This is a genomic window from Absicoccus porci (assembly GCF_003725415.1).
Lineage (GTDB): Bacteria > Bacillota_I > Bacilli_A > Erysipelotrichales > Erysipelotrichaceae > Absicoccus > Absicoccus porci.
In genome coordinates, this window is record NZ_RJQC01000001.1 from 357,476 (window position 1) to 381,928 (window position 24,453).

Annotated in this window: 21 protein-coding genes and 1 pseudogene; 14 read left to right on the forward strand and 8 right to left on the reverse strand. The window is 36.5% G+C overall.

Features of this window, described 5'->3' with window-relative positions:
* The first annotated feature begins 89 nt into the window (after positions 1-89).
* Complete coding sequence (locus EDX97_RS01870; RefSeq protein WP_183164228.1) at positions 90-2,414, forward strand: MucBP domain-containing protein; 2,325 nt, start codon at positions 90-92, stop codon at positions 2,412-2,414.
* 128 nt (positions 2,415-2,542) lie between these two features.
* On the forward strand, positions 2,543-3,796 hold the full coding sequence (locus EDX97_RS01875) for a DUF438 domain-containing protein (RefSeq protein WP_128519493.1): 1,254 nt from the start codon (positions 2,543-2,545) through the stop codon (positions 3,794-3,796).
* Between the two features lie 10 nt (positions 3,797-3,806).
* Here the strand turns inward: EDX97_RS01875 and EDX97_RS01880 are convergent, their stop codons facing one another.
* Positions 3,807-4,631, reverse strand: coding sequence for a LysR family transcriptional regulator (locus EDX97_RS01880; RefSeq protein WP_128519494.1), 825 nt, complete (start codon positions 4,629-4,631; stop codon positions 3,807-3,809).
* 92 nt (positions 4,632-4,723) lie between these two features.
* On the opposite strand from EDX97_RS01880, the gene EDX97_RS01885 reads away from it, so the two are divergent.
* From EDX97_RS01885 to EDX97_RS01900, 4 genes are all read left to right on the forward strand, one after another.
* The gene (locus EDX97_RS01885) at positions 4,724-6,442 is read left to right on the forward strand and encodes an ABC transporter ATP-binding protein (RefSeq protein ID WP_128519495.1); all 1,719 of its coding nucleotides are present in this window, start codon (positions 4,724-4,726) and stop codon (positions 6,440-6,442) included.
* The gene (locus EDX97_RS01890) at positions 6,439-8,166 is read left to right on the forward strand and encodes an ABC transporter ATP-binding protein (RefSeq protein WP_128519496.1); all 1,728 of its coding nucleotides are present in this window, start codon (positions 6,439-6,441) and stop codon (positions 8,164-8,166) included. Before EDX97_RS01885 ends, EDX97_RS01890 begins: the two co-directional genes overlap by 4 nt.
* A gap of 206 nt (positions 8,167-8,372) precedes the next feature.
* Positions 8,373-8,591, forward strand: coding sequence for a hypothetical protein (locus EDX97_RS01895; protein ID WP_128519420.1), 219 nt, complete (start codon positions 8,373-8,375; stop codon positions 8,589-8,591).
* Between the two features lie 16 nt (positions 8,592-8,607).
* The gene (locus EDX97_RS01900) at positions 8,608-10,002 is read left to right on the forward strand and encodes an IS4 family transposase (RefSeq protein WP_183164219.1); all 1,395 of its coding nucleotides are present in this window, start codon (positions 8,608-8,610) and stop codon (positions 10,000-10,002) included.
* Between the two features lie 353 nt (positions 10,003-10,355).
* Here EDX97_RS01900 and EDX97_RS01905 read toward each other — a convergent pair whose 3' ends face one another.
* The 4 genes and pseudogenes from EDX97_RS01905 to EDX97_RS11650 form a co-directional block, all read right to left on the reverse strand.
* Positions 10,356-11,372: a CapA family protein gene (locus EDX97_RS01905; protein ID WP_128519498.1), complete on the reverse strand. Its 1,017-nt coding sequence runs from the start codon at positions 11,370-11,372 to the stop codon at positions 10,356-10,358.
* 4 nt (positions 11,373-11,376) lie between these two features.
* Positions 11,377-11,769: pseudogene (locus EDX97_RS11990) on the reverse strand (M15 family metallopeptidase); the annotation flags it as partial.
* Positions 11,770-11,784: 15 nt separating this feature from the next.
* Positions 11,785-11,994 (reverse strand): hypothetical protein, encoded by a 210-nt coding sequence (locus EDX97_RS01920; protein ID WP_128519500.1) that lies wholly within the window; start codon positions 11,992-11,994, stop codon positions 11,785-11,787.
* A gap of 123 nt (positions 11,995-12,117) precedes the next feature.
* Positions 12,118-12,255, reverse strand: a complete 138-nt coding sequence (locus EDX97_RS11650) for a hypothetical protein (RefSeq protein ID WP_183164229.1) — start codon at positions 12,253-12,255, stop codon at positions 12,118-12,120.
* Positions 12,256-12,380: 125 nt separating this feature from the next.
* Here EDX97_RS11650 and EDX97_RS01925 point away from each other — a divergent pair, with 125 nt between their 5' ends.
* The 3 genes from EDX97_RS01925 to EDX97_RS01935 are packed head-to-tail and all read left to right on the forward strand — an operon-like array spanning position 12,381 to position 15,039.
* A complete protein-coding gene (locus EDX97_RS01925; RefSeq protein WP_128519501.1) occupies positions 12,381-13,127 on the forward strand; it encodes a metallophosphoesterase in 747 nt (248 codons plus the stop codon).
* Between the two features lie 33 nt (positions 13,128-13,160).
* The gene (locus tag EDX97_RS01930; protein WP_128519502.1) at positions 13,161-13,853 is read left to right on the forward strand and encodes a response regulator transcription factor; all 693 of its coding nucleotides are present in this window, start codon (positions 13,161-13,163) and stop codon (positions 13,851-13,853) included.
* Positions 13,834-15,039: a sensor histidine kinase gene (locus EDX97_RS01935; RefSeq protein ID WP_128519503.1), complete on the forward strand. Its 1,206-nt coding sequence runs from the start codon at positions 13,834-13,836 to the stop codon at positions 15,037-15,039. Before EDX97_RS01930 ends, EDX97_RS01935 begins: the two co-directional genes overlap by 20 nt.
* Positions 15,040-15,079: 40 nt before the next feature.
* Here EDX97_RS01935 and EDX97_RS01940 read toward each other — a convergent pair whose 3' ends face one another.
* Both EDX97_RS01940 and EDX97_RS01945 read right to left on the reverse strand, forming a co-directional pair.
* Complete coding sequence (locus EDX97_RS01940) at positions 15,080-16,057, reverse strand: L-lactate dehydrogenase (RefSeq protein WP_128519504.1); 978 nt, start codon at positions 16,055-16,057, stop codon at positions 15,080-15,082.
* Between the two features lie 109 nt (positions 16,058-16,166).
* Positions 16,167-17,312, reverse strand: coding sequence for a S1C family serine protease (locus tag EDX97_RS01945; RefSeq protein WP_128519505.1), 1,146 nt, complete (start codon positions 17,310-17,312; stop codon positions 16,167-16,169).
* A 155-nt stretch (positions 17,313-17,467) separates the two neighbouring features.
* Here EDX97_RS01945 and EDX97_RS01950 point away from each other — a divergent pair, with 155 nt between their 5' ends.
* The 4 genes from EDX97_RS01950 (at position 17,468) to EDX97_RS01965 (ending at position 22,028) form a co-directional block, all read left to right on the forward strand.
* Positions 17,468-18,835, forward strand: coding sequence for an MBOAT family O-acyltransferase (locus EDX97_RS01950; RefSeq protein ID WP_221175864.1), 1,368 nt, complete (start codon positions 17,468-17,470; stop codon positions 18,833-18,835).
* Positions 18,836-18,849: 14 nt separating this feature from the next.
* Positions 18,850-20,163: a DHHW family protein gene (locus EDX97_RS01955; protein WP_128519507.1), complete on the forward strand. Its 1,314-nt coding sequence runs from the start codon at positions 18,850-18,852 to the stop codon at positions 20,161-20,163.
* A gap of 47 nt (positions 20,164-20,210) precedes the next feature.
* Entirely contained in the window at positions 20,211-21,695 is a 1,485-nt protein-coding gene (locus EDX97_RS01960) for a neurofilament protein (protein ID WP_128519508.1), read from the forward strand.
* A gap of 69 nt (positions 21,696-21,764) precedes the next feature.
* On the forward strand, positions 21,765-22,028 hold the full coding sequence (locus EDX97_RS01965; RefSeq protein ID WP_128519509.1) for a hypothetical protein: 264 nt from the start codon (positions 21,765-21,767) through the stop codon (positions 22,026-22,028).
* On the opposite strand, the gene EDX97_RS01970 is transcribed toward EDX97_RS01965, so the two are convergent.
* Positions 22,022-22,411, reverse strand: coding sequence for a hypothetical protein (locus tag EDX97_RS01970; RefSeq protein WP_128519510.1), 390 nt, complete (start codon positions 22,409-22,411; stop codon positions 22,022-22,024). The two genes, EDX97_RS01965 and EDX97_RS01970, sit on opposite strands and share 7 nt — an antisense overlap.
* A 58-nt stretch (positions 22,412-22,469) precedes the next feature.
* Here EDX97_RS01970 and EDX97_RS01975 point away from each other — a divergent pair, with 58 nt between their 5' ends.
* Positions 22,470-24,386: an aconitate hydratase gene (locus EDX97_RS01975; RefSeq protein WP_128519511.1), complete on the forward strand. Its 1,917-nt coding sequence runs from the start codon at positions 22,470-22,472 to the stop codon at positions 24,384-24,386.
* Positions 24,387-24,453: the final 67 nt, after the last annotated feature.

Sequence of the window (24,453 nt, forward strand, 5' to 3'; positions counted from 1 at the left end):
AGTTAAAATATTGTTAATAAAATCATTAAATATACAAGTAATATAAATATTGTATATTGATGTACATTTATGAGAAAAGGGGTTATTTTATGAAAAAAGTTACTTTATTGAAAGCCTTAGCTTTTCCTGCTACGGCAGCTTTTATGGTTGGCGTAGGAAATGCAGTTGTTTTAGCAGATGAAACCACTCCAGATATAACTCCATCGGATAATAATACAGTAGTCGATGCCAAGTCGGTTGAACAAACGCAAGATGATACGAAACAAGTAGCCATTAATGCAAGCGCAACTGTGGCAGATACAACTGATGAATCAAAGGTTGAAACCCAACCAGTAAGTAATGATTCCAATACAAACGAATCACAAGGAGTAGAAACACAATCAATAGTTGAAGCTACCAATACAAATGAATCAGAAACAAATAATAGTGTACAAACACAAGAAAATCCAGAAGTGGATGTAGTAGCAAAGATTGGTGATACTGCATATGCTTCGTTGGATGATGCGTTAAGTGCTGCACAAGATAACGACACAATCAATCTATATAAAGACGCTACAACCAAAAATGGTTTTGGAATCAATGGCAAAGCCATTACTATTCAAGGTAATGGACATGCGATAACGGCCGATACATTAGGTATTTATTTAAGAAAAGATGGAAATAAGATAGCAGTGCTAAACTTTGTAGATAGTACAGTTAATTTAATTCCAGCTAATGGTACACCAACTCTTGCAGGAGAAGGATATAAATGGGCGAATGCCGTAGTAAACTATGATTGTCAATTGAATTTAAGCAATACTAAATTTTATATTAAAGGCGGTTATGGCCCTGGCACAGGAATCTATTTTCATTCGGGTGGTTCACTAACCTTAGATAACGCCTCAGAAATGAAAATATTTGGACTTTCTGGTAATGCGATTGAGTCCGATGAAAATGATGGAGCAAATCCATATAAAGTGGGTGTTAATGTTCTGAATAAGTCGAATTTAGATATTCAAACATGTAGATCAGGTCTAGTTGGTCAAATTGAAACTGTGGTTTCTAATTCAAATTTGACTGTAGATGGTATGAAAACAAGTGGCTCTAATGGTGCGGATTATACCATCACTAATAATTCAACGGTTAAATTTGATAACAATGTTTATCATGGTATGTCTACAAGACATTTAACTATTAACGATTCTACATTTACTGCAACAAACAATGGTATGGATGGCATCGTTATGTCCGGTAATGGTCATTTTATAAAAGCAAATGTTACAATTACCGGTACACAAGGAAAATCGAATTATAGTGCAGGAATGAGATTATTAGGATCAAAAGCAAACTTATCGATTGATAAAGATTCAATTATTAATATTACAGATAATAAGGTTTCTGGTATTTTCTTAGATAAAAACAGTCATTTAACAGTTGATGAGGGTGCTAATATCTTAGTAACAAGAAATCATGCGGAACAAGAAAATATTCCATCTAAAAATAATATTGCACAATCCGGTGGTGGAATTTTTGTCCGGTCTAATGCAGTTGCAAATTTGTCGAATTCAACACAAGTTTATAATAACCATGCAAATTATGCAGGTGATGATATCTTTGTAGAAGATGGCGGACATATCACATTTGGAAATACTGGCGAAGGCTGGAAATTAGATGGTGATCCAGATTGTACGGATTCTATTAATGGTTGGTACGATGATCAAGCAGATTCTAGATGGGAAGCCCATTCTGAAAACCATGAATCGGATCATACTGAAAAAGTGAATGCTGGTACATATAATGGTGTATTAGCTTTAAAGGCAGCTCACAATAATGGAACCGTAATAGCTCATTATGTGGATGAAGCTGGAAATCAGATTGCGGATAATGAAACATATAAAGATGCTGTTGGAAATGAATATACAACCGAAGCAAAAACGATTAATAAATATACATTAATTAAAGTGCCAGAAAATAATAATGGAACATACACAGAAGATGATATTAATGTATATTATGTTTATACACTAACAAAAGGTAAAGTCGTAGCTCATTATGTAGATGAAAATGGTAATACGATTGCGAAGGATGAAACGTATGAAGATATTTTAGACAATCCTTATCAAACCGTAAAGAAGGATATTGCTGGTTATGTTTTTGTCAGTGTAGATGGACAAGAAACGGGTGTATTTAAAGACGGTACGATTGAAGTTACATATAAATATAAGAAAAAAATAATTGAAGATAATTCTAATAAGAATACACCTTCTAAAAATACGCCTTCAAATACATCAACTACAGAAAATGTAGCTCCAGAAACAGAAACACAAGAAACCAACAGTGTGCAAACCGGTGTTGAAACCAATACAGTTTCTATGATGGGTTCGATGATAACTTCTTTGTTTGGATTGGGATTCTTACGGCGTAAGAAACATTAAGGAATAAAATATTTAAATTTTAGGAACAGGAATCATAATGGTTTCTGTTCTTTTTTATCATTTGTTGTTTTTCCAACAAACTATTATCAATTCAATGTTAGACTGTACTTACAAGGTAGGTAACAGATATGAAACAAATCGATAAAAATAAAAAAGTAGCTGAATTAATTTCTGAAAATCCAGAAATCAAAGATATCATGATCTCTTTGGGATTCAAAGATATTACGAATCCGATGGCTCTACAAACTGTAGGAAAGATCATGACTCTAGAAAAAGGAGCTCAAATCAAAGGGATTCCATGGGAAAAAGTACAAGCTGCTTTTGCGGAACATGGTTTTGAATTGGCTTCTAAAGAAACAAAAACGTTTTCCATCGATCCATCTAATGATCTAGAATCTTATATCCTTCGTCTTCAACAAGGAGAAGATTTAGAAAGTGTGCGAGCTGATTTTGTGAAAGCCTATGAAAATGTATCGGTACAAGAAATTGCGAATGCCGAGCAAGAATTGATCAATAAAGGAATGCCCGTACCAGAAGTGCAACGATTATGTGATGTGCATTCGGCTTTATTTCATGGAAAGACCGAAGCAGAAGTTCTTGCGGATGAACAAATACCTGCTGGCCATCCGGTTTCTATCATGAAGTTAGAGAATCAGATTTTGAAACAATATTTGGATCAAAATAGAGAGATTCCTTATGTAGAATTAAAAAAACATTATAAGAAAAAAGAAGAATTGATTCTGGCACAATTGGATGCACTTGGCTATCCAGGACCTAATCAAGTTATGTGGGGTGTAGATGATGAAATCTTACATGATATTCCCAACAATCGATCACGTATTGAGGAAATGATCTTTAAAGAAAACCAAATTTTATTTCCTTTAGCACTTGAAAAATCCAGTAAAGAAATGTGGTATCAAATCTATCAGGATATGCCAATTTATGGAAATGCGTTTATCAGTGAAGTGGCTTCTTGGCCCGAAGCGGAAACGTATCGGCGTCCTGGCAACGATGGTTTTCTACATTTTGAAAATGGAGATCTTACAGTTGCTCAATTTGAAGCAATTTGTAAAGCATTGCCAGTTGAGTTGACATTTATTGATGCGAATGATATCAATCGTTTCTTTAGTATCACCAATGGTGTATTTGCTCGTCCAAAAACGGCATTAAATCGGAAAGTATATAGTTGTCATCCACCACGTGTTCAACCTATCGTAAAACAAATGCTTTCTGATTTTAAGAGTCATAAACGTAATAAAGTAGAACGATGGTTCAAAAATACGCGCATTCAATATGTAGCCATTTATGATCAAGAAGATCAATATATGGGCTGTTTAGAAATTGTCCAAGATTTTAGTGAAATTTTAAAAAATCACCAGTGAGTCGAATGATTCACTGGTTTTTTATATAATCCAACAAAGCTTTGGCACTGTTTGAAATGTAATTGTTCTTAGAAGTAACAATACAAATATTGGATTGCATCGATAAATCCTGAATGGGATAGGCATTATCTTCTTTTTTCGCAATGGAAGCTGGTGCTAAACCGATACCATACCCTCGTTGTGCCCATTGCATGCAAGTTCGAGCATCATCACTGACACAAAAATAATTGGGTGTCTCCAAGAGTTGATCAAAGAATTCTTTCCATCGACGATAAATGATCAACGGAACATGATTCAGTTCTTCGACGGTTAGTGGTTTTGTGCTGCCAATTGTATAAAAATTTTCCATTGCTGTTTGTATCATTTGTAAGCTGGAGTCTTTGGGAAAAGGACTTCGAACTACAGCTATTTCAATAATATGATGGCGCACCGCATCCAAACAAGTATACGTATTTCCTTCAAAAATTTCATAATGAATCTTTGGGTACATTTTTATAAAAGAATGGAGCCATGTATCTAATACATAATCTTGAAGACTAGATACAATGCCTAAATGAATCGTACCGGTTTTGGCGTGTTGTTGATCAAAAAGTTCTTGTTTCGTATTTTGAACTAAGTCACAAATGGTACATGCACGATGATAAAGGAAATCACCGAGTTCGGTACATTCCACATGGCGAGAGCCACGAATCAACAATGGAGCGCCAATCTCTTCTTCTAACTGTTTGATTTGTAGGGAAAGGGGAGGTTGACTCATATGAAGTGTTTTGGCTGCTTGTGACATCGTTCCCTGTTCGACAACGGTTTTATAAATTTGGAGTTGTTTAAGATTCATACTATATTCTTTCTAAATAACAAATATATAAATTATATAATTTTTATATATCATAACATATGATACGATACTTCTGCAAGAGGGCGAGAAATATGAAAACAGTATTCCATTATTTACGAACGTATCGTAAACAAGCGATATGTGCACCGATATTTAAACTATTAGAAGCACTTATGGACCTTTTCGTTCCATTGATCGTTGCTTGGATCATCAACCAAGGTATTCATCAACATCATACCCATGTGATCGGACAGGGAACGATTTTGTTGATTATCTTAGCAGCTATGGGGTTTGGATTTAGTATTGTTGCTCAATTTTTTGCAGCAAAAGCAGCTGTGGGAACAACGACTGATCTAAGACAAGCGATGTTTGATCATATCCAATCCTTATCGTATAAGGAAATCGATACATTGGGTGTGAATACATTGATCACACGAATGACCAGTGACATGCAACAAGTACAAACGGGAATCAATATGAGTTTACGTCTTTTATTGCGTAGCCCGTTTATCGTATTTGGATCAATGATCATGGCCTTTTTCATCAATGTGAAGTGTGCTTTGATTTTTACAGTTGCGATTCCGGTATTGAGTGTTGTGATTTATGTGATCATGCGTATCAGTATTCCATTGTTTAAAAAAGTACAATCACATCTAGATACATTATTAGGAATGACACGAGATAATTTATCGGGTGTACGTGTAATTCGTGCCTTTTGTAAAGAGAACGACGAGATTTCATCGTTTGATAAACAAAATGATATTTTTACCAATGCCAATGAATTTTTAGGAAAGATCTCAGCATTGATCAATCCGTTTACTTATATCATTATCAACTTTGCGATTATCATTTTATTAAATGTAGGCGCAATTCAAATTCAGGGAGGATACATGGCCCAAGGGGACATGGTTGCTTTATATAACTATATGGCGCAAATCATTATTGAGTTGATTAAATTGGCAAGCTTGATCGTTACGATTGATAAATCGATTGCTTGTAGTCAACGTATTGAAGCCATCATGGATACGAATAACGATATGCACTATGAAACAAAATCGATACAAATCCAAAGTGCACAAGCCGTTATCTTTGACCATGTATCCTTCGCTTATGATACAAAAAATGTAATTCATGATATGAGTTTTACCGTTTCCAAAGGAGCAACGATTGGTGTCATTGGTCCTACAGGATCCGGAAAATCTACCATCATGCAGCTCATGGGACGTTATTATGAAATCAATCAAGGTAAGATCTTTATCGATGGGGCAAACGTACAAACATATCCACGTGAACAATTAACTTCGAAGATTGGATATGTGGCGCAAGGATCTGTGCTTTTTTCCGGTACGATTCGAGAGAATCTGAAATGGGGAAATCCAAATGTAGATGATGCTTCTTTATGGCGTGCATTAGAGATTGCCCAGGCCAAAGAGGTCGTTGCCAATAAACCAGGACAATTGGATTTTGTGTTGGAACAAGGTGGTAAAAATTTATCCGGTGGCCAACGACAACGTTTGACCATTGCTCGGGCTTTGGTCAAACAACCAGATATTCTTGTTTTGGATGATAGTGCCAGTGCATTGGATTTTAAGACCGATGCGAATTTACGAAAAGCCTTGCGAACTCTATCGGGCAAAATGACTATTTTCATCGTGAGTCAACGAATCAGTTCCATTCGTTATGCCAATTCAATCTTAGTATTGGATCAAGGTCATTTGGTTGGTTCAGGTACGCATGCACAATTGATGAAAAACTGCTCTGTATATCAGGAAATCTTTGCATCGCAATATCCAAAGGAGGCAATCGCATGAAAACGTCACAAACTTTTCAAAAGCTCATGCAGTATGTGAAGCCATATCGACTATTTTTTGTTTTGAGTATCTTATTGGCCATTGTTGCGGTTGTGACACAATTATATATTCCCATCCTATTTGGACAATGTATCGACTGTATGATTTATCAAGGACATGTGGATTTGGCTCGTTTAGCAACCTTTGGATCTAAGATTGGCATTTTGATCATGGTCAATGCGATTACGACATGGTTCATGAATGTGGTCAATAACCATATGGCGTTTTCCATCGTAAAAGATATGCGTGCCCAAATCATGCGGCAAATTCAGCATTTGCCATTATCGTTTTTAGATGGCCATGGAATTGGTGATATTCTAGGACGAATGATTGCGGATGTGGATCAAATTTCAGATGGCTTGTTGTTGGGCTTTACTCAATTATTTTCTGGAGTCATCACGATTGTAGTGACTATTGTCTTTATGTTCCGTATTGATTTTTGGATCAGTCTTCTCATTGTATTGATGAGTCCAGCCAGTTTCTTTGTGGCAAAATGGATTTCTAAACATTCATATCGTATGTTCCAAAAGATGACACAGACACGAGAAAAGTTGACAGCTTATATTGAAGAGATGGTTGGAAATGAAAAGATTATTCAGTCTTTCGGTTATGGACAACGAGCTTCACATACTTTTCAAAATACCAATCAAGATTTGCAGGATTATTCACAAAAAGCTATCTTCTATAGTAGTTTGACCAATCCATCTACACGTTTTATGAATAGTTTGATGTATGCCGTCGTTGTTGGAGTAGGATCTATCTTTATTCTACAAAATGCTTTAACCGTTGGTTCTTTAAGTGTATTGTTGAGTTATGCGAATCAATATATGCGACCATTTAATGATATTAGTTCGGTGGTAACGGAATTCCAAAATGCTTTGGCCTGTGCCAATCGAGTTTTTGAGATCATGGATGCACCACAAGAACCACAAGAAAATCCAAACGATTTGATTGTGAACAAAGAAAGTGTTGACTGGCAAGATGTTAATTTTTCTTATGTTCCTTCGCATCCTTTGATCCAGCATGTTTCTTTCCAAGTACAACCAGGGCAAAAAATAGCCATTGTTGGTCCAACAGGATGTGGTAAAACGACCATGATCAACTTATTGATGCGGTTTTATGATATTGATAGTGGTGCGATTTTGATTGATGGAACCGATATTCGAAATGTGAATCGGCATAGTTTGCGTCAACAGTTTGGCATGGTGCTGCAGGATACATGGATCAAAGAGGCTACCGTGCGAGAAAATTTATGCATGGGAAAAATATATTCGGAAGATGAAATCGAAGCGGCTTGCCAATCTTGTCGAAGTTGGGATTTTATTGAAACGATGCCCAATGGTCTGGATACGAAAATCAATGTGCATAGTTTATCGCAAGGACAACAACAACTTTTATGTATCACTCGCGTTATGTTGATCAAACCAAAAATGTTGATTTTGGATGAAGCAACTTCCAATATTGATACGCGAACGGAAGTACTGGTTCAACAAGCTTTTGATACTTTGATGAAAGGAAGAACAAGTTTTGTGATTGCGCATCGTTTATCAACGATCATCAATGCCAATCAGATCTTGGTAATGAAAGATGGACAAATCATTGAAAGAGGAAAACATGATGAGCTATTGGCCCAAAATGGTTTCTATGCGAACTTGTATAATAGTCAATTTGAACAGATTGCTTAGATAAAAAGCCCGTTATGATATCATAACGGGCAATGGTGTCAACCTAAGAATGATTAGGTTGACACCATTTTTTATTTCCTTCTAGTTTTTAAACAATTAAAAGAAATGTCTAAAATATATATTTATAGTTAAGTATATAGACTATAAATATTTATATATAAGCCTTTATACTTTATAATATAGTTAAGTATAAAGGAGGGCTTTCTATGTTTGTACGGGTTATTCCAAACAATAAGGGTAAGAAAATGACCTATTTCTGTGACCTTGTCGAATCTTTCCGTGATGAAAATGGTGTCTCTAAACATCGTGTTGTAGTTAAGCTCGGTCAATTTGATGCAAAACATCTTCCTTATCTTCGTGCGGCTTTTGCCAAGGATCCTGAAGCAACTTTTTTAAAAGAGAAGGTGAAATACACAAAACAATAAAGAATCTATTGCTTCTTTGTTCTCCTGGTTTGGTCGTTTTATCAAATCCGAACAAGTACGTGAGGCAGCTCGTAAATCTCCCCATGATTTTATTCGCAGATACAAGTTTCCGTGGTATGACGTTCTTCTCTTCCTCATCTTTCGTAACCGGGATTGTATTGGTTCAGAATTAAGTCATTATTATTCCTGTATCGGGTTGCCGGCTCGCCGAATCAGCCGTCAAGCTGCTTTCAAAGCTATTCGTAAAGTAGATCCATCTGTCTTTAAACTTCTGATCCATAAATTGGCGGAACGTTTTTATCAATCGAAATTGGTGAAGACTTATAAAGGGTATCTTCTGTTGGCAGAAGATGGGACAACGTTGAATCTCTATAAAACGGATGAATCTCTTCAACGGTATGGATTCGTCAAGAATCAAAATGCACGCAATGCATTCCAAGCAGCAAAATCGACATCCCGTTCAGCTGCTCTTTATGATGTGACGAATGGATTGATCGTCGATTTCCAGATGAAAAGATTTAAAGATTCGGAGATACCTATTGCCATCGAACAATTGAAATATTTATCTCTGATGAATGGATATCCAGGCATTTATCTGGCAGACCGGTATTATGACAGTGTCGAATTATTTTCTATTTTAGAAAGTCATGGCCTGAAATATTGTATACGGGCCAAATCCAATTTCTTTAAGCATTATATCGAGAAGATGAAATCAAATGATGAATGGATCAAAGTAAAGGTTGATAAGGTCTGGCAGAAACGATTGAAATATGAGCAGCCAAGAGAACGGTTTTCGAAAGATCCCTATATAAAGATTCGCGTGGTGAGGTATCACTATATCGTGAACAAAAACAATCAGACGACCACTGTCGATCTAATGTATTTTACCAACCTAAGTAAAGACGAGTTTTCTTCAAGTGACATCGTTTATCTTTACAACAGGCGTTGGGATATTGAGAATAGTTACAAGATTTTGAAAAGCAATCAGGAATGGGAACGCTATTTCAGCAAGGAATGTGACAGCGAGAGATCTTCAATCTACGCAAAAGTACTGTTTCATAATTTAAGTGGTATCGTACAAAAAGAGATGGATAAAGAATTGTATGAAAATCATCCAAAAAAAACCAAATATGGTTATAAGATCAACCGAAAACAGCTCAATAATTTGCTTCGGGACGAAAAAATATTGAGATGGATGCGCAATGAGAATCAGAAAAAGATACAAAAAATCATGGAACTGATAAGTAAGATCATTAATAAGATCAAAGTACCTGTCCGTCCCGGCAGGCACTATAAGAGGTGGGGCAGGGTCATCTCTCAGAGCAAGCCGATGCGTTTTCGATTGGATGGACGAGAATGGCCAAATACCATATCATGGAACGGCAGACTGATGACGATCAAGCCCCGTTAAGAATATGATATCTTATATGTGAAAAAATGCCAATCAGGTATGAGTTTTCATATACGCTTTTTTTCGCTGATCAGCAAGAATCGTGTGGTTAAGTCAGTCACAGAAAAAGATGCCAACCTAATCATTCTTAGGTTGACACCATTGCCCGTTATGATATCATAACGGGTATTTTCTTATTTCAGATATTTTTTATCAATGACTTTTTCTGTACGCTTTATGATTTCTTTGATACTGATGACATTTCCATCATAGCCATTGAATGCATGTTTTTTCGCTAACTTATTACTATATTGCGATAATTTATAGACTTTATAGTTATGGCGGTCTTCTATGATATTATTTTTCTTACCTTCTTAATGAATGACAATCGGGATCCATTTTACATTTTTAATGGATATCTTCTTTTTTTCTTTCACAAAATCAAACTTGATTTCACCACCAATCACATTATCGGTTGAAAGCATACCACCTAGAAAATTACCTAAAGAATAGACACAAAGCATTTTATTGCCCGAACTACCTTTGATCCATTTGACCGGTTGAATGGTGTGGGGATGGGTTCCTATGACCACATCAACACCACAATCCGTAAATAATTTTGCATAGTGTTTTTGCAGACTGTTTGGTTTGAAGGTATTTTCATCACCCCAATGGCCGGATACAATGACGACATCGCTGATCTTTTTGACTTTCTTGACTTCGGTTTTGATTTGATCATCATCTAAATAGGAAACATTATAATCATGATCAGCCGTAATGCCATTGGTGCCAAAAGTATAAGCTAAGAAACTAAAGGTAATGCCTTTTTTCTTAAAAGTAGGAATGGTATCAAACTCTTTTTGGGAAGTATAGACACCATCCGTAACAATATTTGTTTTTTTGAATGCTTTTAGTTCATTAGCGATGCCTTCTTCGCCTTTATCTAGAGAATGATTGGTGGCAAGGTTGACTAAATTAAAGCCAGTATCTTCTAGATTTTGTGCAATTTCAGTGGGAGAGTTAAACGTTGGATAACCGGATAAACCAAGCTTTTCACCACCTAATACAGTTTTTTGATTAATGAAGGAGATATCCGAATTTGTAGCATCTTTCTTAAAATTGGTATACATTTTTTTAAAATTGTAGGTACCATCGTTTTGTTTCGCATCATTGTATACAGTCTCATGAATCAAATTATCACCTACACCCATAAATGAAACAACGGTTTTATTACTATCCGTATTTGTAGATGATGTATCATTCGATGAAAAGAATAATCCAAATAGGGCACGTATCAAAAGAAACAAAAGGAGCAATACAACAATAACACCACCCGCAAAAATTAATCGGTTTCTCGTTCTTTTTGAAATTCTTTTTTTATTTCGAGCCATGATATTACTCTAATGTCCAATTGTTTTTATATATTTGTGTGGCTGCTTTTTTACCTACATAACGAATATGCCACGATTCATACCCATAACGAGTTACTTTCGTTTTATCTTTGGGATAACGTAAGATAAAACCATAGTTGTGCATATTTTTTAAGATCCATTTGTAGCCATCATACTTTTGAATTTCATTAAAGTTATGACCATTGAATGTGATATCCAGAGCTAAGCCGGAATTGTGTTCACTTTATCCTGGTCGAGCATAATATGTATCCGCATAGTCTTTACCTTGCGTGGATGCATAATAATCCCATAATCCTTTTTGGTAGGCATAGGTTCTATACCCAGCAATGGCACGAATATTAATGTCATGTTTTTTGGCTTCTTGACAAAAGGATTTAAAACCTTGATATGCTTATTTGCGAAGGGTTAATTCGGAGACATCTTGACAAGAATAATCTTCACCTTGTACACAAGCATAGTCTTTGATCGTAACAAGATCATCGGGTTCATAGCCTTGGGGCAAGGCATAAAACTTATTGATAAGTAAAGTCATATCACTATCATCATTCACAATGGTCGTTTTTGAATACGGTTTTAGATCCATATCACAATTGACTTCCATGACTACATCTTTGATGGAATCGGCTTTCTATTTCGCATACCGTTTGGCTCGACTACTATGATAATTAGGCAGAGAAGTCATCTCTTTGATATCAGCTTCGGACATACCTGCTTTACGCAGGGTTTAGGCTCCCTTAACAGTAACTTGATTCGAAAAGAAAGTATGCGATATACCTTTGACCAGCATACCAATAATAACAATCGCTAGAATCAATCCAATAATTAGGATCAATCGATGCCGTATTTTCTTATTAAACTTCATTTAAATTCTTCCTCTCTATAGATTCTAGTATGATTCTTGGTATCGTTTAATATCTTTTAATAAACATTTCTATGTAAACGTTATCATTTGCGTAATATATTTGGCTATGTTACCATGAGGTTGCTATGATTTATATAACAGGTGATACGCATCGTGAACAAGATGTATTTAAGATTAATCCCGATGATGGTTTTCCACTTGGAAAAACATTAACACCAAATGATTATGTGATCATTGCGGGTGATTTCGGTTTTATATTAGATGGTGATAAAGGTGATAAATTTTGGTTGGATTGGCTAGAGTCGTTGTCTTGGCAAATTTGTTTTATCGATGGAAATCATGAAAACTTTAATTTATTAGAAGAATTTCCAGTTGAGACGTGGCATGGTGGACAAGTCCATCGGATTCGTCCTAACATTGTTCATTTGATGCGTGGTGAAGTTTTTGAAATAGAGGATCACTCTTTCTTCTGTTTTGGTGGAGCACCCAGTCATGATGCCAAGTATCGAGTTCCCAATGTAAGTTGGTGGCAGCAAGAATTGCCAACTTTAGATGAAATGAAACATGCTCGTCAAGTGTTAGATGCTCATCAATGGCAGGTTGATTATGTCCTCAGTCATGAAGTCTATGAAAATCATTCGTTGGGAAACAAGTATAAAACGGATATGAATTTCTATGATCCGGAACGTTATGATCTAAAACCATTTTTACAAGAAATTGAAGAACGATTGGATTATCGAGTTTGGTTGCATGGCCATTATCATCTGGATCAAATTGAGAGAAGTCCATCGAATAAGCCTTGCATCACGTTGTACAATCGTGTTATAACAATACCAGAGATAGAGGAATTGTATAGGGAAATTTGTGAATAAACAGATTTCCCTTTTTCAATAAGGAGGTCACGCATGCGATTATTATTAGCTGAAGATGAACGATCATTATCTAAGGCTTTGGTTGTAATCTTGCAAAAATCCAATTATGCGGTGGATGCTGTTTATGATGGACAACAAGTCCTGGATTATTTAGAAGATGAAGTCTATGATGGTGTAATCTTAGATATCATGATGCCAAAGGTCGATGGTTTAACGGTTTTGTCCACGATTCGTAAAGCTGGTAATGATGTGCCGGTTTTATTATTGACGGCAAAAAGTGAAGTGGATGATAAAGTAAAAGGTTTGGACTTGGGTGCCAATGATTATTTGACCAAACCATTTGATGCGAAAGAGTTGTTGGCACGAATTCGCGCTATGACCCGGATGCATACCCAATCACCAGACTCTTCCTTATCGTTTGGTAATATCACATTGGATCGTACAACTTTTGAATTAGCAGGACCCAATACGACGATGAAATTACCAAATAAGGAATTTCAAATGTTGGAATTATTATTATCGAATCCAAAACAAGTCATTTCTACGGAGCGAATGTTTGAAAAAATCTGGGGATATGACAGTGATACGGAGTTGAATATTGTATGGGTTTATATCGCCTATTTGCGGAAGAAGTTGAAAAAGATTGGTGCGAATGTGAAGATTCAAGCACATCGTAATGTCGGTTATTCATTGGAGTTAGAAAATAATGATCAAGAATCTGCGTAAGCGATTTTCCATGGCTGCTATCTTATCTATTTTTGTGACCTTTACCATTTTAATGTTGGCTATCAATGTGATCAATTATTATAAGATCATGGAGAATGCGGATGCGATATTAACGACATTGAAAGAAAATGAAGGATATTTTCCAGCTTTTGGTGAAAATCAAAACAATGGGCATTGGTCGAAAGAAACGCCGTTTGAATCGCGTTATTTTATTGCAACAATCAGTGAAGACAATACCATTACAACCATCGATATGGCAAAAGTCCAAGCTATCGATATCACGCAGGCTCGAAGATATGTCAAAGTGGTTTCTAGTTTGAATGACACGCGAGGTTTTTATCATGATTATCGATATATTCGTTATAAAGAAAATGGCAATACGGTCTTGATCTTCTTAGATTGTACGCGTTCGCTCGAGAATTGGCGTACATTCTTGGAAGCAAGCTGCTTGGTGGCCACCATTGGTTTGCTCATTTCTTCCATATTGATCGTATTTATTTCCGGTCGAATCATGAAACCGGTTGCCGAAAGTTATGAAAAACAAAAACGATTTATTACCGATGCAGGTCATGAAATTAAAACACCATTGGCTACGATCGATGCGGATTTGACAGTATTAGAGATGGACGGTATATCGAATGAATGGACCGATGATATTCATGTGCAAACCAAACGATTGGCCGATTTAACAAATAATTTAATTGTATTATCACGAATGCAAGAAACCCTCAAACCAGAAATCTTAGTGGATCTAGATCTTTCGAAAATCGTATCGACGGTTGCGAATTCATTTGATGCACGAGCAAAGATGGAAAATAAAACCTTTGAAAAAGATGTAGATAGCAACATTTATATCAAGGGAAGTCAAAAAGAAATGGAACAGTTGATTTCGATATTAATGGATAATGCCTTTAAATATTCTCCAGAAGAGGGAATCGTTCGGATTGCTTTACATCAAAAGAAAAAGACAGAATTGGTTGTTTACAATACCACAGATCATATTTCCAAAAAGAGTTTGTCTCATTTATTTGATCGTTTTTATCGAACGGATCAAAGTCATAATTCGCAAACGGGTGGATATGGCATCGGTTTGTCCATTGCTCAGGCTATTGTACGTTCTTATAAGGGAAAGATTGAGGCAACAACGGAAGATGAGAAATCATTAAAAATAACAGTTGAAATATAAAAATAGGGCTGTAGCCATTCGAGCTACAGCCTTTCGTTTATTATTCGTATTCAGCTAATAAATCGGATAATTCATCTTTGATTGTTTGACGTAACGTAATGAATGAACGATCAAATAATTCTTGGTCTTGATCAGTCATTGGCAATTTAATGACTTCTTCTACACCATTAGATCCAACAATACTTGGTGTACCAATGTAGTAACCTTCTTGACCATATTCTCCTTGTTGATAACTGGATACTGGTAAGATGGCACGTTCGTTATTCAATACACAAGTAACGATACGTTTCAAAGCCAAACCGATTCCATAATAGGTTGCACGTTTTAATTCAATGATCTTATAGGCTTTGTCACGAACACCAATATACAATTCTTGTAGTTCAGCTAAAGATACATCACCTTTTTCATCCAAGTATTCCAATAAGTTCTTGCAGCCAACATATGTGTTTGCCCAAGATACGAAACTTGAATCACCATGTTCACCCATGATATAAGCATGGATATTGCTTGGTGCTACATTCAAGCGTTCACTGATAGCGAAACGCAAACGTGCAGTATCCAAAACGTCACCAGAACCAAATACGTGATTCTTTTGTAGACCAGAAGTCTTGTAAGCAACATAAGTCATAATATCAACAGGGTTACCAGCACAAATCAAGATTCCATCGAATCCATTGGCTTTCAAGTTTTCACAACAATCCTTTGTGATCTTGGCATTGATTTTAACCAATTCCAAACGAGTTTGACCTGGTTTTTGCGCAATACCAGCCGTTAATACAACGATATTTGTATCTTTGGCATCAGCGTAGCTACCTGCACGAATTTTCATTTTGGTTTCAGCATAAACTAAACCATCACTCAAATCCATTTCTTCACCTTTGGCTTTGTCCGTGTTAACATCGACCAAAACCAATTCATCGATTCCTTTTTCCGATAATAGGGAATACGCAAAACTCATGCCGACAAAACCGGTACCAATCAACATGATTTTTCTTTTAGAAATTTTTTCTGTAGCCATTGAATACTAAGCCTCCTCTAATGTAAGTATTTCTAAATTTATTATACCCCCATTTAGTGTTGATACAAAACAAAAAGTAAGGGATTTCGTAAAAACGAAACCCCTTACATTAAGAGTTGGATGATCCAAGCGTTACAGTCTTTGTCACTTTTTTACCATCACGTTCAACGACGATCTTTACTTTATCACCTGGACTATGCTTCTGGATGGCTGCTTTGGCTTCACTGGATTTCGAAATGGAAGTACCATCGATTGATACAATGCGATCACCTTTTTGAAGTCCTGCTTTATCCGCAGCACCACCACTGACGACTTGGACGATGTAGCAACCGGCTTGTGCTCCTTCATCTACATAATAATTGGAACTACCTTCCGTATAATCATATAGAGAAACATTTAATGCGGCACGATTTGTCACTTTTCCATTCGTAATCAATTCATTGATGACATCGGTAACACTATTGATTGGAATCGCAAAACCAATACCTTCGACACTACCATTGGAGGAAGAAGAACTCGATGAGTATTTCGCATTGACAATACCAATCAAATTTCCATTCGCATCAAACAAGCCACCTCCAGAGTTACCTGGTGAAATGGATGCATCGGTTTGAAGCAAGGTCATTGTTGTATTATCGATCTCTACTTGACGATCCAAAGCGGAAATAATACCTTCCGTTACGGTACCACCTAATTCACCTAACGGATTTCCAATCGCAATCGCAATATCACCGACTTCTAAGCTGCTGGAATCACCCAAAGTGACAGGTGTTAAATTACTGGCATCAATTTTTAATACTGCTAGATCACTGTCTGAATCCGATCCAACTAACGTAGCTGCATATTCTTTCCCATCGGTTGTCGTGACTGTAATGCTTGAAGCACCTTCTATGACGTGGTTATTAGTAACAATGTAACCATCTTTACTATAGACGATTCCACTACCAGCTCCTTCGGAGATGTATTGACCATAAATACTGTTGCCATTGGAAACGGATTCAGTTGTGATTTCCACAACACTTGGACCACATTTGCTGGCAATGTCACTGACATCATTGACTTTGGATGAACCGGATGTTTTGCCTGTGACTTGATTTACAGTTACACTGCCGGAAGAATGTAAGTTGGAAGCAATATAACCGCCGGTAAATCCTAATACACCAGAAAGAATGGCACAAACCAAAACCAGAATGATAATTTGTTTCGGTAACTTTGGTTTTGCTTTAAATTCTGGTGGTTGTTCTTGTTTATTCATGTATTGTCCTCCTTGACACGCACTAGTATACTACAAATATTTCCTTAAAATTAGTTTAATGGAAATGAAAAGTTTGCTATCATGAAACAAGGGAAGGGAAAGGGAATATGGTTTTTTCGAGTTTACTTTTTATTTTTGCGTTTCTTGTTCCATGTATGATCATTTATACATGGGTGGATGATGCGAAAAAGAATAAAGTTCTATTAATTTTTTCTTTGATTTTCTATTCTTGGGGCGGACCTCAATATTTGATTCTCTTGTTAGCAGATACTTTTGCGAGTTGGTGGTTTGCATTACAGATTACGCGACATCGAAAAAATGCCAAACAATATTTAATAGGTGAATGTATCGTTTTATTAGGTCTATTAGGTATTTTCAAGTATACGGTCTTTTTTTGTTCAAATCTTCAAGCTCTAATAGGTATTCCAAAAGTAATACCACAAATCGTTTTACCGATTGGTATTTCATTTTATACATTTCAATTATTATCTTATGTGATTGATGTATATCGAAAAGAGGTAAAGGCACAACCGAAATTCTGGAAGCTATTATTATATTCTAGTTTGTTTCATCAATGCATTGCGGGCCCTATTGTACGTTATGAAACGGTTGCCAATGAAATTGATCATCGTACGATTTCGCAAAAAGATATCTATGAAGGTATTCGACGATTTTGTGTGGGTTTAGCCAAAAAAGCTATTTTAGCGAATGGATGTGCATCGGTAGCGGATACTTTGCTCCCATTTCAACAATCGGCTCTGCAAAGTCAAGCTATTACAGGTTTATGGTTAGGCATGCTTTTTTATATGCTCCAAATCTATTTGGATTTTTCAGCCTATTCCGATATGGCCATTGGTATGGGACGTATGGTGGGATTCCATTATTTGGAAAATTTTAACTATCCATATATGGCCCATTCGGTACAAGACTTTTGGCGAAAGTGGCATATTTCACTGAGTACTTTTTTTCGTGATTATGTGTATATTCCTTTGGGCGGAAGTCGTTGTTCAAAAGGTAAGTATATTCGTAACATGGCTATCGTATGGTTTTTAACAGGTATGTGGCATGGTGCGAGTTGGAACTATATTTTTTGGGGCTTATATTACTTGCTCTTTTTATTGCTGGAACGATTTGTTTATGGAAATCGATTGAAACCAGTTTGGAGTCATATCTATACCTTGCTTGTAATCTATGTAGGTTGGATCATTTTCCGATTTGAGAATAGCTCTCAACTGTTAACTGTATTAGCTGGAATGATAGGAATTGGCAATCATGCTTTTACCAGTATGCAAGTACATACTTTGTTCTTAGAAAATATTTTCTTTTTACTGTTTTGTATCATTGCTTGTACTTATATTGGAAAAGGCATTCGAAATGGTTTGTATATGATTGGTAAGACCAATGGAATCATTTATCGTCTATACACTTGGGGAGAATTATTGTTGCCACCTGTTCTTTTGATTTTATCGGTTTTAGCATTGATAGGGAATAGCTATAATCCCTTCTTATATTTTCAGTTTTAGGAAGGAGACAGAGGATGAAATATACGAAAAAGCAACAAAAACAAATTCGTTTGTTTCGTAATTGGAGCGTAGTGATCACCAGTTTTCTATTGGTTATTGGCATGATCATGGGTGCTTTGTTTTTTATTCGACCAACTGAATCCATCGTAGAAAAACGGAAGTTGACAGCTTTTCCTGCCTTCCATCTTTCCACCTTCTTAGACGGCTCCTACTTTTCGGATGTATCAAAATGGTATTCCGATACGTTTCCTGGTAGGGATAGATGGATTGCGATGAGCCAGGACTTAAAAAAGTCATATGGTATCGAATCCAATACACGTATGGTAGGTGGTAATGCCCAAAAAGATACAATTCCATCGAATGGAACAACTTCCAATTCCACATCGAAAACAGCTAAGGCACCAAAGACCAAGGATATGCAGGCAGAAGTCCAAAATCAAATCATGGAAGGGTTATATGTGAAGGATGGAGCTGCTTATAGTGTGTATTATTTTGATCAGAGTGCAGCAAACACATACACTAAAGCCATGAATCGAGCAGCCAAGGAATTGAAAGGTACAACGAGTGTATATTCCGTATTGGTACCGAACAATTCTGGTGCGATGTTAGATGATAAGACATTGAATTCTTTAGGTGGATCCGACCAACAAGAGGGAATTGATTATTATGCCGATCAATATAGTAAAAATGTGCATATGGTTAATATTTTGCCAACGTTAAGAAAACATAATGATCAGTATTTATATTTCCGCACGGATCATCATTGGACAAGTTTGGGAGCTTATTATGCATATAAAGATTTTTGTAAGGAAAAAGGAATTACGGCACATAAATTGTCTTATTTTAAGAAGAGTTATAAATTCAGTCCTTTCTTAGGTACATTCTATGATAAATTGAAAGATTCAGCGATGGAAAAGAATCCGGATTATGTGAAGGCGTATGTACCGAATGGTACCAATGATCTGACATATTGGGATGAATCAGGGCAAGCTCATGATTGGCGTGTGATCGAAGATGTGAGTTCGTGGAACGAAGGATCGGGATACTATTGTTTTATAGGCGGAGATAAGCCATTGACCAAAATCGAAAATCCAAAAATCAAAGATGGATCGAGTTGTGTGGTGGTTAAGGAATCCTATGGAAATTGTTTCGTACCCTATCTCGTAGATCATTATCAGACAGTCTATATTATGGATTTCCGTTACACCAAAGAAAAGATCGTATCCTTCTGTAAGAAAAATAAGATTCAAGATTTGATCATGATCAATAATATTACGATTATTGCTTCCAAAGATGTGGCAAGCAAAATCGATAGTGAATTGCATTGAAATTGAGAAGTGATATAATAGGAAAGAATTAACTAGGAGGAAGTATCATGCCTGCAAAAACAAGATCGAAAAAAGCAACGACTGCAACGAAGAGTGCTACTCAGAAAAAAACAGTGAGCGCTAGCGCAAAGCCAACGGAAGTATCGAAAACGGCTAAGAAAGTAGAACCGGCACAGAAAGATACTACGACAAAGACGGCTGCGAAAAAAACAACCGCTAAAAAAGTCACTCCAGCAAAGAAGACAACAGCTAAGAAAACAGCTGCAACAAAAAAAGTAGAAAAACCAGCTGAAACAAAAACAACAGCTGCCAAAGTAGAAACAAAACCAGCTGCAACAAAGACAACAGCTGCGAAAGCAGAAGCAAAGCCTGCTGTAACAACAACGACAAAGGCAGAAACAAAAACTACAACTGCTAAAGTAGAAGCAAAACCAGCTGCAACAAAGACAACAGCTGCGAAAGCAGAAGCAAAGCCTGCTGTAACAACAACGGCAAAGGCAGAAACAAAAACTACAACTGCTAAAGTAGAAGCAAAACCAGCAGCAAAGACAACTGCGAAAAAATCAACGACAAAGAAAACAGTAGCGAAGAAGGCAACAACGGCTAAAAAGTCACCTGCAAAAAGAGCAACAGCAGCAAAGGCTGCCAATAAGAAAGTAGCTGCGAAAAAAGCAACTACGAAGAAAACTGCAAAGAAACCAGCAATTAATACCGAAAAGATCGAGCAATATAAGAGTTTTGCGATGGATACATGTTTTGAAATGGCTCGTGCCATGGGTGTAAACATGGATTATGATAACTATGCTTCATTATTGTTAGACAATGCGGATATTGATGCTTTAACGAAAAAAGTATTGGATGATTTCCATGTAGATACAAAAGCATTCACTTTTGAGAAAGATGGGTATGATGCTGATTTGATCCATGTCATCTTTGAACGTGTGGCCGATACAGTCGATATCAAAGCTTCTGATTTTGAACAAATTGGTAAAGATGTAAAAGCACATGCTGCCTATACAATTAAAGATGATGCCACAGCCAACAATGAAGAATATCAAAAAGAATTTGATATTGTTCGTAAAGTGTTGATGATTGCACAACGTAAGGATATTCATCAAAGTGCGGACTTGGTTGATTTAATCAAAGCCGATGTAACAGATATGATTGAAACATTCATGGATCTTGCCTATCATGTATTGCCATTATTTGAGTATGATGATGTGAAATACTATGAGAATTTCATTTTTGCGGTGTTATCGCAATTGGATGATCTTCATCAAAAATGGGGCAATCGTGCATTGATGGATATTGCCGATTTGTATATCAAACATGGTGATTATGGTCAAGGCGATGCCGATTATAACTATGTATTACGTGAAAACCAAATCAAAGATATGATTTATTATCGTTTTGCGAATGTATATGTAGATATTGATTTGGATAAAGCAAAAGCCATTGCGAATAGTGCGTTCCAATATGTCGATGATCGATATGATTATTATCCAAAAATTATCGAAATCTTAGAAAAGTAAAAATGTGGGAGGCTTGCCTCCCATTTTCTTTTCGAGTATAATACAGATTATTCTAGGAGGGGATACATCATGGCAAAAAAGACGATTCCAGACTGGGTATATCAGTGTTTGGATCAATATGGCAATTGTGCATGTGGTCGCAACTTAACAAAAAAATTAGGAAAAGACGGGTTAATTCAAGAATTGGAAGCCAATGGCTATCCATGTGAATTAGAAATTTTATCGGATGCAACCGATGAAGAATATCCAAAAGATGGTACATATATTGTAGTATCAAAAAATCGTGAAATCTTATTGGATAGTGATGATACAGAAAACGAAGAAGACTATTGATCTTCTTCGTTTTCTTTTTCTAGATCTGTTTGTAGTAGAAAATGTTTTCTAGCCATCAATAATAAGAATATGCATAAAATTTCAAAAAGAAGTGATATAGCTTCTGGATGGCCGACAATGATGCTTCGTGCAATCGCAAAAATCAAAACCTCAGTGACACTTTCCATCGAATGAATCAACAACATGCGGACAAATTCGATAGCGATAATAAAGTTAAAAACATAGGATAATACATCGGACAGTGGCACTTCATTTGAAAAGAAAGATGGCAGTTGCGCAATGACATGAAAACATTCGATGCCAACCGCCAAAATCAAAATAATGGCCATGATTGCTTCAATCCAATGTAGGAGTTTGATGCAAAATTCATTAATTTTTTTCATATCAATATTTTACCATATAATATAGATTATGATACACTTTTAAAAAGGATGTGAAAAAATGGAAAATTTAACACAGAAGATTTTAAAAGAACATTTAATCAAAGGTGAGCTAAAAGCCGGATCTCCTATTGAGATTCGCATGGATCAAACATTAACACAGGATGCGACCGGTACCATGGCGTATATGCAACTGGAAGCCATGGGTGTGGATCAAGTAAAAACGGATCTGTCCGTTAGTTACGTCGATCACAATACCTTACAAAATGGTTTTATGAATGCAGATGATCATGCCTATCTACAATCTGTTGCTGCTAAGCATGGTATCTACTTTTCTAAACCAGGAAACGGAATTTGTCACCAAGTCCATTTGGAACGATTTGCGACACCAGGAAAAACATTGATTGGTTCCGATAGTCACACGCCAACTTCATCCGCTATGGGTATGATTGCGATTGGTGCTGGTGGTTTGGATGTTGCCAAAGCCATGGCTGGTATCCCTTATCGATTGACCATGCCTGAAGTCCTTGAAGTTCGTTTGACAGGTCAACTTCAACATGGTGTTTCTGCCAAAGATATTATTTTGGAATTATTACGTCGATTAACGGTAAAAGGCGGTGTTGGCAAAGTCTTTGAATATACCGGTGAAGGCGTAAAGACATTAAGTGTGTATCAACGAGCAACCATCACAAATATGGGAGCTGAATTAGGTGCGACCACTTCCATCTTCCCAAGTGATGAGATCACCAAAGAATTCTTAACCCGTCAAAATCGTGTCAAAGATTGGCAACCATTGGCTGCTGATCCAGGGGCTAGCTATGATGGCTTGGTTGAAATTGATTTAAGTCAATTATCACCGTTGGCTGCTTGTCCAAATTCACCAGATGCGGTAAAACCAATTTCAGCATTGAGCCAGATTAAAGTGGATCAAGTAGCGATTGGATCTTGTACCAATTCTGGTTATGAAGACATGATGAAAGTTGCCAATGTCTTAAAAGGAAAAACAATCAATCCAAATGTTTCTTTGGTTATTTCCCCAGGCTCTCGTCAAGTCTTGGAAAAATTGATTGAAACAGGTGCATTAAGTGTATTTATTAAAGCAGGTGCTCGTATTCTTGAATGTGCATGCGGGCCATGTATCGGTATGGGACAATCACCAAAGAGCGATGGTATTTCTTTGCGTACATTCAATCGTAATTTCTATGGTCGTTCTGGAACTTTAAGTGCTGGTATTTATTTGGTTTCCCCAGAAACGGCAGCCGTTTCTGCATTAACAGGTTATATCAGTGATCCAACCCAATTGGATTATGAAGATACCTTTACAGCCGAACCAATCTTCATTGATGATTCCATGATTCTTCCGCCAAGTGATCATCCAGAAGATGTCGAAATTATTCGTGGACCAAATATCAAACCGTTACCACAAAATACGAAGATGACGGAAAATATTGATAAGAAAGTTGTGATCAAATTGCCAGATAACATCACAACGGATCATATTGCCCCTGCAGGAGCGAAAGTATTGCCATATCGTTCCAATATTGAAAAATTATCGACATTTGTCTTTATGAACAACAAAGAACATTTTGATCAAATTTGTAAAGCAAACAATGGCGGTATCATCGTGGCTGGTGAAAACTATGGTCAAGGATCCAGTCGTGAACATGCAGCTTTAGCACCTATGTATTTGGGAATCAAAGCTGTTCTCGCAAAAAGTTTTGCACGTATTCATCATGCCAATTTAATCAACTTCGGTATCTTGCCATTGGAATTTGTGGATAAGGCCGATTATGATGCCATCGATGAAATGGATGAATTGGAAGTTGTCAATGTGCCTGGTTTGTATGAACAACCAATCATTGAAGTCAAAGATCTGACAAAGAATAAATCTTTTAAGGCTACAACACAATTGACCAAAGAAGATTTGGATATATTGATGGATGGTGGTGCCTTGAATTATATTCGTAATCATCAATAGATAGAGGAGGATCACTCCTCTTTCTTTTTTTTCTTGTAGTTTTTGATGGGAAATGATACTATCCATG

Bases quoted from the DNA above. Each gene is read 5' to 3' on its own strand.
- EDX97_RS01870 (WP_183164228.1), top strand. From the start codon at position 90: ATGAAAAAAGTTACTTTATTGAAAGCCTTAGCTTTTCCTGCTACGGCA.
- EDX97_RS01875 (WP_128519493.1), top strand. From the start codon at position 2,543: ATGAAACAAATCGATAAAAATAAAAAAGTAGCTGAATTAATTTCTGAA.
- EDX97_RS01880 (WP_128519494.1), bottom strand. From the start codon at position 4,631: ATGAATCTTAAACAACTCCAAATTTATAAAACCGTTGTCGAACAGGGA.
- EDX97_RS01885 (WP_128519495.1), top strand. From the start codon at position 4,724: ATGAAAACAGTATTCCATTATTTACGAACGTATCGTAAACAAGCGATA.
- EDX97_RS01890 (WP_128519496.1), top strand. From the start codon at position 6,439: ATGAAAACGTCACAAACTTTTCAAAAGCTCATGCAGTATGTGAAGCCA.
- EDX97_RS01895 (WP_128519420.1), top strand. From the start codon at position 8,373: ATGTTTGTACGGGTTATTCCAAACAATAAGGGTAAGAAAATGACCTAT.
- EDX97_RS01905 (WP_128519498.1), bottom strand. From the start codon at position 11,372: ATGGCTCGAAATAAAAAAAGAATTTCAAAAAGAACGAGAAACCGATTA.
- EDX97_RS01920 (WP_128519500.1), bottom strand. From the start codon at position 11,994: ATGGAAGTCAATTGTGATATGGATCTAAAACCGTATTCAAAAACGACC.
- EDX97_RS11650 (WP_183164229.1), bottom strand. From the start codon at position 12,255: ATGAAGTTTAATAAGAAAATACGGCATCGATTGATCCTAATTATTGGA.
- EDX97_RS01925 (WP_128519501.1), top strand. From the start codon at position 12,381: ATGATTTATATAACAGGTGATACGCATCGTGAACAAGATGTATTTAAG.
- EDX97_RS01930 (WP_128519502.1), top strand. From the start codon at position 13,161: ATGCGATTATTATTAGCTGAAGATGAACGATCATTATCTAAGGCTTTG.
- EDX97_RS01935 (WP_128519503.1), top strand. From the start codon at position 13,834: ATGATCAAGAATCTGCGTAAGCGATTTTCCATGGCTGCTATCTTATCT.
- EDX97_RS01940 (WP_128519504.1), bottom strand. From the start codon at position 16,057: ATGGCTACAGAAAAAATTTCTAAAAGAAAAATCATGTTGATTGGTACC.
- EDX97_RS01945 (WP_128519505.1), bottom strand. From the start codon at position 17,312: ATGAATAAACAAGAACAACCACCAGAATTTAAAGCAAAACCAAAGTTA.
- EDX97_RS01950 (WP_221175864.1), top strand. From the start codon at position 17,468: ATGATCATTTATACATGGGTGGATGATGCGAAAAAGAATAAAGTTCTA.
- EDX97_RS01955 (WP_128519507.1), top strand. From the start codon at position 18,850: ATGAAATATACGAAAAAGCAACAAAAACAAATTCGTTTGTTTCGTAAT.
- EDX97_RS01960 (WP_128519508.1), top strand. From the start codon at position 20,211: ATGCCTGCAAAAACAAGATCGAAAAAAGCAACGACTGCAACGAAGAGT.
- EDX97_RS01965 (WP_128519509.1), top strand. From the start codon at position 21,765: ATGGCAAAAAAGACGATTCCAGACTGGGTATATCAGTGTTTGGATCAA.
- EDX97_RS01970 (WP_128519510.1), bottom strand. From the start codon at position 22,411: ATGAAAAAAATTAATGAATTTTGCATCAAACTCCTACATTGGATTGAA.
- EDX97_RS01975 (WP_128519511.1), top strand. From the start codon at position 22,470: ATGGAAAATTTAACACAGAAGATTTTAAAAGAACATTTAATCAAAGGT.